The 8,668-nt window shown below is 65.0% G+C and carries 6 protein-coding genes; 1 reads left to right on the plus strand and 5 read right to left on the minus strand.

The window, feature by feature from the left end; translation table 11 throughout:
* Positions 1–87 precede the first annotated feature (87 nt).
* The 5 genes from ACLQ7E_RS19600 to ACLQ7E_RS19620 form a co-directional block, all read right to left on the minus strand.
* Positions 88–648, minus strand: a complete 561-nt coding sequence (locus tag ACLQ7E_RS19600) for a nucleotide exchange factor GrpE (RefSeq protein WP_411734253.1) — start codon at positions 646–648, stop codon at positions 88–90.
* A 14-nt stretch (positions 649–662) separates the two neighbouring features.
* The gene (dnaK, locus tag ACLQ7E_RS19605; RefSeq protein WP_411734254.1) at positions 663–2,510 is read right to left on the minus strand and encodes a molecular chaperone DnaK; all 1,848 of its coding nucleotides are present in this window, start codon (positions 2,508–2,510) and stop codon (positions 663–665) included.
* 341 nt (positions 2,511–2,851) lie between these two features.
* Positions 2,852–3,412 carry a hypothetical protein gene (locus ACLQ7E_RS19610; RefSeq protein ID WP_411734255.1) on the minus strand — a complete coding sequence of 187 codons (561 nt, stop codon included), beginning with the start codon at positions 3,410–3,412 and terminating at the stop codon, positions 2,852–2,854.
* Positions 3,413–3,620: 208 nt separating this feature from the next.
* A complete protein-coding gene (locus ACLQ7E_RS19615) occupies positions 3,621–5,420 on the minus strand; it encodes a DEAD/DEAH box helicase (RefSeq protein WP_411734256.1) in 1,800 nt (599 codons plus the stop codon).
* A 256-nt stretch (positions 5,421–5,676) separates the two neighbouring features.
* Positions 5,677–7,743, minus strand: coding sequence for an MMPL family transporter (locus ACLQ7E_RS19620; RefSeq protein WP_411734258.1), 2,067 nt, complete (start codon positions 7,741–7,743; stop codon positions 5,677–5,679).
* Between the two features lie 188 nt (positions 7,744–7,931).
* On the opposite strand from ACLQ7E_RS19620, the gene ACLQ7E_RS19625 reads away from it, so the two are divergent.
* Positions 7,932–8,396, plus strand: coding sequence for a MarR family winged helix-turn-helix transcriptional regulator (locus ACLQ7E_RS19625; protein ID WP_411734257.1), 465 nt, complete (start codon positions 7,932–7,934; stop codon positions 8,394–8,396).
* Positions 8,397–8,668: the final 272 nt, after the last annotated feature.

Below are 8,668 nucleotides of genomic sequence, written 5' to 3' on the forward strand. Positions count from 1 at the left end.
GGGCCCCCCCCCCCCCCCCCCGGCGCGCCCCCCAACCTTGGGGGGGGGGGCGCCACCTGCATGGCTGCCGGTGCCGCCTTTTGGTGCCTACTCCCCGAGGGAAACGATCACCTGGGCCGCGCGAAGGATGCGCTCACCCTTCTTGAACCCCGAGCGCAGAACCTGCGCCACGTGGTCCGCCGGGATCTCGGCGTGCGGCTGCTGGATCAGTGCCTCGTGGATGTTCGGGTCGAACGCCACGCCGGCCTCGGCGATGCGCTCCAGGCCGAGGCCTTCGAGCACCGTGTCGAGCTTGTTGGCGATCGAGGCGAACGGTCCGTCGACCAGGTCGCCGTGTGCCCGTGCGGCCTCGATGTCATCGAGTACCGGCAGCAGGTTGACGATGACCGACTGCACGGCGCTTTCGCGCGCAACATCGCGGTCGCGCTCGACGCGCTTGCGGTAGTTGACGTACTCGGCCTGCAGGCGCAACAGGTCGTCGCGCAATTCGGCTTCCTTGTCGCTGACCGGGGTTTCATCCCCGGCCTCGCTGCCGGCCTCGTTGAGGATGGCTTCGGCCTGGCTCAACGCGTCGCCCGAGTCATGGGCTTCGTCAACAGGAGTGACCTCTTCCTTGGAGGCACCCTCGTCGTGAATTTCCTCTGACATGGTTGATGCGCCCCTTACTTCTTTTCGTCTTCGTCAATGACCTCGGCGTCGACGATGTCTTCATCGGCGTTCGGTGCCTCGGCGTCGTCGGCCGCTGCTGCGCCTTCGCTCTGTGCCTGCGAGTAGATGGCCTCGCCCAGCTTGGTCTGCGAAGCCTGCAGCTTCTCGAACGCGGCCTTGACCTCGTCGTCGTTGTCCTGGGATTCCAGGGCCTTCTTCAAGGCGTCAACGTCGGCCTGGACCTCGGTCTTGACCTCTTCGGGCAGCTTGTCGGCGTTGTCCTTGATGAGCTTGTCCACCGAGTAGGCGGACTGCTCGGCGGCGTTGCGGGTCTCGGCAGCCTCGCGGCGGGCCTTGTCCTCGGAGGCGTGCTCCTCGGCTTCGCGGACCATGCGCTCGATGTCATCCTTGGACAGCGCGGTGCCGCCGGTGATGGTCATCGACTGCTCGACTCCGGTGCCCTTGTCCTTGGCGGACACATGGACGATGCCGTTGGCGTCGATGTCGAAGGTGACCTCGACCTGCGGGATTCCACGCGGGGCCGGCGCAATGCCGGTCAGCTCGAAGGTGCCCAGTGCCTTGTTGTCGCGGGTGAACTCGCGCTCGCCCTGGAAGACCTGGATGGAAACCGAGGGCTGGTTGTCCTCGGCGGTGGTGAAGGTCTCCGAACGCTTGGTCGGGATCGCGGTGTTGCGCTCGATCAGCTTGGTCATCACACCACCCTTGGTTTCGATGCCCAGTGCCAGCGGGGTGACGTCGATGAGCAGAACGTCCTTGCGCTCGCCCTTCAGCACGCCGGCCTGCAGTGCTGCACCAACGGCAACAACCTCATCCGGGTTCACACCCTTGTTGGCTTCCTTGCCGGCCAATTCCTTGACCAGTTCGGCAACTGCCGGCATGCGGGTCGAGCCGCCAACGAGGATCACGTGGGCGATCTCGGAGACCTTCACGCCGGCTTCGGCGATAACGTCCTTGAACGGCTTGCGGGTGCGCTCGAGCAGGTCGTTGGTCAGTTCCTGGAACTTGGCACGGGAAAGGTGCTCGTCCAGGTGAACCGGGCCATCGGCGGTGACCGAGAGGTACTGCAGGGAGATGTTGGTGGAGGTGGCCGAGGAGAGTTCCTTCTTGGCCTGCTCCGCTGCTTCCTTCAGGCGCTGCAGGGCAATCTTGTCCTTGGACAGGTCTGCGCCCTTCTGCTTGGCCTGGGCCAGCAGCCAGTCAACAACGCGCTGGTCCCAGTCGTCGCCGCCGAGGCGGTTGTCGCCCGAGGTCGCGCGGACCTGGATGGTGGAGAAATCGTCTTCGTCCTTGCCAACTTCGAGCAAGGAAACGTCGAAGGTTCCGCCGCCGAGGTCGAAGACCAGGATGAGCTCGTCTTCCTTGCCCTTATCCAGGCCGTAGGCCAGTGCGGCCGCGGTCGGCTCGTTGACAATGCGCAGGACGTTGAGGCCGGCGATCTCGCCGGCTTCCTTCGTGGCCTGGCGCTCGGCGTCGTTGAAGTAGGCCGGCACGGTGATGACGGCGTCGGTGACCTTTTCGCCCAGGTAGGACTCGGCGTCGGTCTTGAGCTTCATCAGCGTACGTGCGGAGATTTCCTGCGCGGTGTACTTCTTGTCGTCGATGGCAACCGACCAGTCGGTGCCCATGTGGCGCTTGACCGAGGCAATGGTGCGATCGATGTTGTTCACGGCCTGGCGCTTGGCGATGTCGCCAACCAGGACCTCGCCGCTCTTGGCGAAGGCAACGACCGACGGGGTGGTGCGGTTGCCTTCGGCGTTGGCGATGACGGTGGGCTCGCCACCTTCGAGGACGGATACAACGGAGTTGGTGGTTCCGAGGTCAATACCTACGGCACGAGACATGGGGGTGCTCCTTCATTACCTTGGGAAAATAATCCAACGTTCAAGGCGATTTCAACCGCTTGAGCGTTCTGCACTCAAGTTTACTCGGTGGCAAAACGATGTCAATTCAAAGTTGAGTGGGTAAGGCTCAACTTTGAGATTTTGAGACTCTTTCATGTTCAACGAAAAGAAAAGTTCCGCGGAATTCCGGGGAACTTGGAGTTGGCTGTGAGTGCTGTTCGCCGGGAGAGATCAGCTCCAAAGTCTCCCATTTCCACGCGAAAATGCCGCGGCCCCGAATTCGAGCGCGGATTCGGGGCCTGCAGGGTCTTGGACCCTCGCCTCCCTCGAGCGCGGATTCGTTAGCTCCCCAGAACCAGGTCCATGCCGAGGAATGCGAGCAGGCCGAATGCGGTGCCCCACAGGATGATGGAAATGATTTGCCAGAAAACGACCTTCTCCTTGGCGGCACCGAAGGAGACCAGCGCAGCCGAGGTAATTTGGCTCGGAAGGATTGTCTGCCCCAACAGGCTGACGCCCGCGATGCCGTACTTATCGAAGGCCGAGCGCAGTTTGACGAACTTTAGTGACGGAGCAGTCTTCTCCTTGGCAACCTTCCCGCGCACGAAATGCGCGCCATTGACCAGCAGCAGCATGGAAGCTACGTTGCCCACGATTGCGGCGAAAATCGCAATCACCGGATTGATGCCGATGACAACGCCGAGTGCCGAGCCAAAGTAGGACTCGATGAATGGAACGGCCGCCACCAGCATCACGGCGAGCCACTGCAATGCGGGAGGGAAATTGGACGTGAACTGCTGCAGTGATTCAATCAAGACTGTCTCCGATGTCGTAAGGGTCGCTGCCACGTGCGCAGGTGCCAATCGGATCGAATGATTCGCTTCGACCTGCGCCGGCCGCACGCTGTTTCCTCAAGATTATTGGTTCAATCCAGCGCGCCGGGCGACTAAAAGGATGATTTCTCGGTATCCGGATCCCGACGAAGGGTGAAGTCGAAAAATCCTCCCGCGGCCCCTTAAACGCAGGCTGGGCCCGGGTTCACAACTTTCGTTGTAATCCCGGACCCAGCCAATGGCTCAAGCCCAACCACCCATGGTGGTCGGAATGGCCTTAGTAGTTGTTGCGGCCGTTCGAGGCCGGCGACGTTGCGCGGCGCGGACCGCGTCCACGGCCTGCCCCGGTTGCTGCTTCGACCTTGGATGCACCCAGCGCGTCGGCGATGGTGTTTCCGCCGCGGGGGCGGGAACCTGCGCTGGAACCCTGGCGCTGGCCCGAGTTGTTGCGTGCCGCTGCCGAGCCGCGGTTGGGGACGGCACTGCGACGGGCTACGTCGCGGTCGTCCTGGCGCACGTCGGCACGGCGGTCGGCGCGGTTGTCGGTGCGACGTTCGCCACCGCGAGGAGCCGAGGCTCCGGCACCGCGGTTGTCATTGCGGCGTTCTCCACCGCGGCCGCCCGGAGCAGCGTAGCCACGGCCCTCGCCGCGGTTCTCGCTGCGGCCTTCGCCGCGGTTCTCGGTACGGCGTTCGCCACTGCGTCCGGCCGGGGCGTTGCCGCCACGGTTCTCGGTGCGGCGCTCTCCGCCACGGTTTTCATCGCGGTTGCGCGGGGCCTCGCCGGTGGCGCTCTTGGCGGTGCCGCGGCCGCCGCGGCGACGGCCACGGCCACCTGCTGCGTCGGAGTCGGTCAAGGTTTCCTTGCGAACGGTGGCCGTGCTGCGCAGCTGCGGGGCAACATAGGCAACGGGAGCCGCGAGTTCGCCCACGACGTCCATGACGACCTGTGCGTTCGGGGTGACCTTGACAATCGGCACCTTCAGGCCAGCGGCCTTGATCAGGGACTTCACGTCGCTCTGCTGGTCCGGGGTGGCGATGGTGACAACAATGCCATCCGAACCGGCGCGGGCGGTACGGCCCGAGCGGTGCAAGTAGGCCTTGTGCTCTGCCGGCGGGTCAATGTGAACCACGAGCTCGACGCCATCGACGTGCACGCCGCGGGCGGCAACGTCGGTGGCAACCAACACGCGGGCATCGCCGGCCGAGAAGGCGGCGAGGTTGCGGTCGCGGGCGTTCTGGCTCAGGTTGCCGTGCAGGTCAACGGTCGGGATGCCGCACTTGGTCAGCCAGACGGCCATCTTCTTGGCGTGGTGCTTGGTGCGCATGAACATGATGCGGCGACCGGAACCCGAGGCCAGGGTGCGGACCAGTTCCTTCTTGTCGTCGTTGGACACCAGGAACACGTGGTGCTCCATGGTGTTCACGGCGGCGGTCGGTGCATCGACCGAGTGAACGGTCGGGTTGGACAGGTAGCGCTGGACAAGCTTGTCCACGCCGTTGTCCAGGGTGGCGGAGAAGAGCATGTGCTGGATGCCGCGGGGGGCCTGGTCCAGGATGCGCTTGACGACCGGCAGGAAGCCGAGGTCGGCCATGTGGTCGGCCTCGTCCAGCACGGAGATTTCCACGCGGGAGAGGTCGGCGACGCGCTGCTTGAGGAGGTCCTCAAGGCGGCCGGGGCAGGCGATGAGGATGTCAACGCCGGCGTTCAGGTCTTTTTCCTGGCGCAGCTGCGAGACGCCGCCGAAGACAACACCAACGCGGAGGTCCACGGCCTTGGCCAGCGGCTCAACGACCTTGGCGATCTGGGTGGCCAGTTCGCGGGTGGGTGCCATGATCAGGGCGCGCGGGAAGCGTGCCTTGCGGGGCTTGGGGTTGGCTGCCAGGCGGGCAACCACGGGAAGGGAGAAGGCAAGGGTCTTGCCCGAGCCGGTCTGGCCGCGGCCAAGCACGTCGCCACCGTTGAGGGTGGTGGGAAGGGTGGCTTCCTGGATGGGGAATGCCGATTCGATTCCTTGCGACGCCAGGACGTCTGCGAAGGTTGCGGGCACGCCAAGGGAAGTAAATGAAGGACTCACGTGGTACTTTCTCTCAAAGCTTCGCACGACGGTTTCGGCGCGCGTGGTCGCCGAAGAAAGAGAGAGCCAAGATGGCGCTAAGCGCACATCGACCGGCCGCGAGCGCCTCTCGCAAAGGAGACGGAGCATGCGGCGGATCGGGAAATCTAATCTGTCGACGCATAGACCCTCGGGTTGCAAGCAGAGTACTCGCACCTTACCGATCTACAAGTATCCAGCTTAGCAGTACCGGGCCCGCCGCAGAACGAGAGATCCGTTACCTTGTGCGCCCCAGCTTGCCCGGCCACCAGATCTTCGGGCCGATGTCTCGGACCAGGGCCGGGACCAGCAACGATCTCACGACCAAGGTGTCCAGCAGCACGCCGAAGGCCACGATGAACCCCAGCTGTACCAGGAACATGATGGGAATGATGCCCAGGGCCGCGAAGGTGGCTGCCAGCACCACGCCCGCGGACGTGATCACCCCTCCGGTGACGGCCAGCCCGCGCAGGACCCCGGAACGCGTCCCGTGGACCAGGGACTCCTCCCTGACCCGGGTCATCAGGAAGATGTTGTAGTCCACCCCGAGTGCCACCAGGAACACGAAGCCAAAGAGCGGAACCGAGGGGTCGGCCCCGACGAAGTTGAAGATGCCGTTGAAGACCCAGGCCGAGACGCCCATGGCCGTTCCGTAGGACAGCAGGGTCGTGGCCACCAGCAGCACCGGGGCCACGATCGAGCGCAGCAGCAACATGAGGATGACAAGGATGGCGCCGAGGATCAACGGGATGATCTTGGCCAGGTCCGCCTGCGCCGTGGTCGCGGTGTCGCTCAGGGTCGCGGTGGTGCCGCCCACCAATGAGCCTGCATCTTGTTGGTGGAGCACCTGTCGCAGGTCGAGTAGCGTGGCTTTGGCCGCGTCCGAATCCGCTGCATCGTCCAAGGTGATCGACATGAGGTTGCGGCCCTCGACAGCCTGGGGATCCCGGCCGGCGCCGGCCAACGCGGGCCCGCCGTCCGCTGCCTGGAGGTAGGCCGACGCCACCCCGTCGGCGTCCCCGGCCAAACCCAGGAGTTCGCTCGCCTTGGTTTCATCGACGATGGCAAACAGCGGGCTTCCGGTACCGCCCGGAAAATGCTGGCCCAGCACAATCTGCCCGTCGCGGGAATCGGTTTGGCCCAGGACCAGTTCGCTCTGCGGCACGCCGGCGGCCTTGAGCTGGGTCATGCCCAATGCCCCGGCGGCCAGCACCAGCGCGGTAAGTACCCAGATGGGCCGGGGGTGGCGGCCGACGAAGCCCGCGACCCGTCCCCACAGTCCTGCGGGCAGTTCCTCGCGGCCAAGCGGAATGGCCGGCTTTGGCATGAAGGGCCAGTAGGCCTTCCTGCCCAGCAGTGCCAGGGCGGCGGGCAGGAACGTCAGTGCGGCGATGATGGAGAAGACAATGCCGCTGGCACCGATGGGGCCCAGCGCCTTGTTGGAGTTCAGGTCCGAGAAGAGCAGGCACAGCAGGCCGACGGTCACGGTGCCGCCGGAGGCCAGGATCGGTTCCACGGATCGCTTCCACGCGGTCATGGCGGCCTCCCAGCGGTCCTGCCCGCGGGACAGCGCTTCCTTGTGCCGGGCCACCAGCAGGAGTGAATAGTCGGTCGCCGCACCGATGACCAGGATCGAAAGGATGCCCTGGCTTTGCCCGTCCAGTCGGATCCAGCCTTCCTTGGCCATGATGTACACCGCCAGGATGGCCGCGCAGAGCGCGGCAACGGCCGTGAACAGCACAGTGACCGGCAACAGGACGGATCGATAGACCAGCAGCAGGATCAGGAAGACCGCACCAAGTGCCACGCCCAGCAGCACGCCGTCGATGCCGCCGAAGGCCTCGACCAGGTCCGCGCTGAAGCCGGCCGGGCCGGTGACGTAGGCGCGGGTCCCCTCGGGGATCCTCTCGCCGAGCTCTGCACGCAGGGCCTCGACGACATCCTCGACCTCTGCATTGCCGTCAAGGGGAACCAGCAGCTGGGCGGCAAGCCCGTCCTCGGAGGCAAACGGGCCGACGATGTCGCCGTCAAGCCCCTTGAGGTCTTTGAGCGAGGTCGCCAGCTCCTTGATCCCTTCCTGGTCGATCGCCGATTCGCCGGCGATCACCACCACGGCGGGGATGGCGTCGGAGGTGCGGAACTTGGCCTGCCACTCCAGGGCCCGGGTCGCCTCGGCCGTGGCCGGCAGGAATGCCGCCTGGTCGTTGGTTTGCACCTCGCCGAGCTTGCCGAAGGTCGGTCCGCCCACTCCCGCAACGCCCAGCCAGATTGCAACCAGCACGACGGCAAGCGCCGCGCGTAGCACCGCCTTGCCCGTCCCCGGCCTGGGCCGGTTTCCGCGCCGACGGACGCCTGCACCTGTCTCCACGACTTGATTGCCCACGATCCCACTCCTCGTTGAAAGGACGAATTTCCGTTCATCAAACATTACGTCTCCATGAAATAGTATTTCCATCATGGAACTATTTCAAGTCGCGGCATAGAATGGTCACCATGGATCCCGCCGCTGCCTTCGAACTCGTCTTGCTTCTTCAGCAGTTCGGGCAGGCATCGGACAGGTACGTCGAGTCCACCGGGACCCGGCACAAGACCCACCGCACGGACATGAACGCGCTGGCCGTCATCATGCGCTTCGAGCGTGCGGGAACCCCGCCAACGCCGGGCGACCTTTCGCGGACCCTGCAGCTCAGTTCGCCGGCCACCAGCGCCTTGCTGGACAGGCTCGAACGGATTGGCCACATCGAACGGCTTCGCATCGACAAGGACCGGCGCGTGGTCCGCATCAAGATGACCCCGAAGGCGCAGGCCGACGGGCGCGCCATGTTCGCCCCCCTGGCGGCGAGCATGATGGAGGTCATTGCCACCTACTCCGATCAGGAAGTGAAGCTGATTTCACGTTTCATGGCCGACGCAACCGCCGGCGTGGACAAGGCCCGACACGACGCGGACAACGCCTAGCCGCAGCGGAGTGCCTTACCGAATCCCGGCGAGCGCGGCACGGGTTTCGGGCAGGACTCCTCCCAGGCTTCCCCGGCCGCCTCTGGCCCGCCGCGGCGATTCGCACTAGGCTCGGGGCAACCGTCGGCCGAACGCTGGTGCGTTCATGATTGTTGAGGACAAACCCCACCATGACCGAACACCCCACCGCGGGCATGCCCGGCCACCTCGCCTCGGGATACGATGCGACGCGCACCCTGGAGTTCCCGCCCGGATTCCGCTTCGGCTCCGCC

The sequence above is a fragment of the Paeniglutamicibacter sp. genome (assembly GCF_046714615.1).
GTDB lineage: Bacteria > Actinomycetota > Actinomycetes > Actinomycetales > Micrococcaceae > Paeniglutamicibacter.

What these genes read in the sequence shown, in the direction of transcription:
- ACLQ7E_RS19625 (WP_411734257.1), top strand. Translation starts at nt 7,932, where the DNA reads ATGGATCCCGCCGCTGCCTTCGAACTCGTCTTGCTTCTTCAGCAGTTC.
- dnaK (WP_411734254.1), bottom strand. Translation starts at nt 2,510, where the DNA reads ATGTCTCGTGCCGTAGGTATTGACCTCGGAACCACCAACTCCGTTGTA.
- ACLQ7E_RS19600 (WP_411734253.1), bottom strand. Translation starts at nt 648, where the DNA reads ATGTCAGAGGAAATTCACGACGAGGGTGCCTCCAAGGAAGAGGTCACT.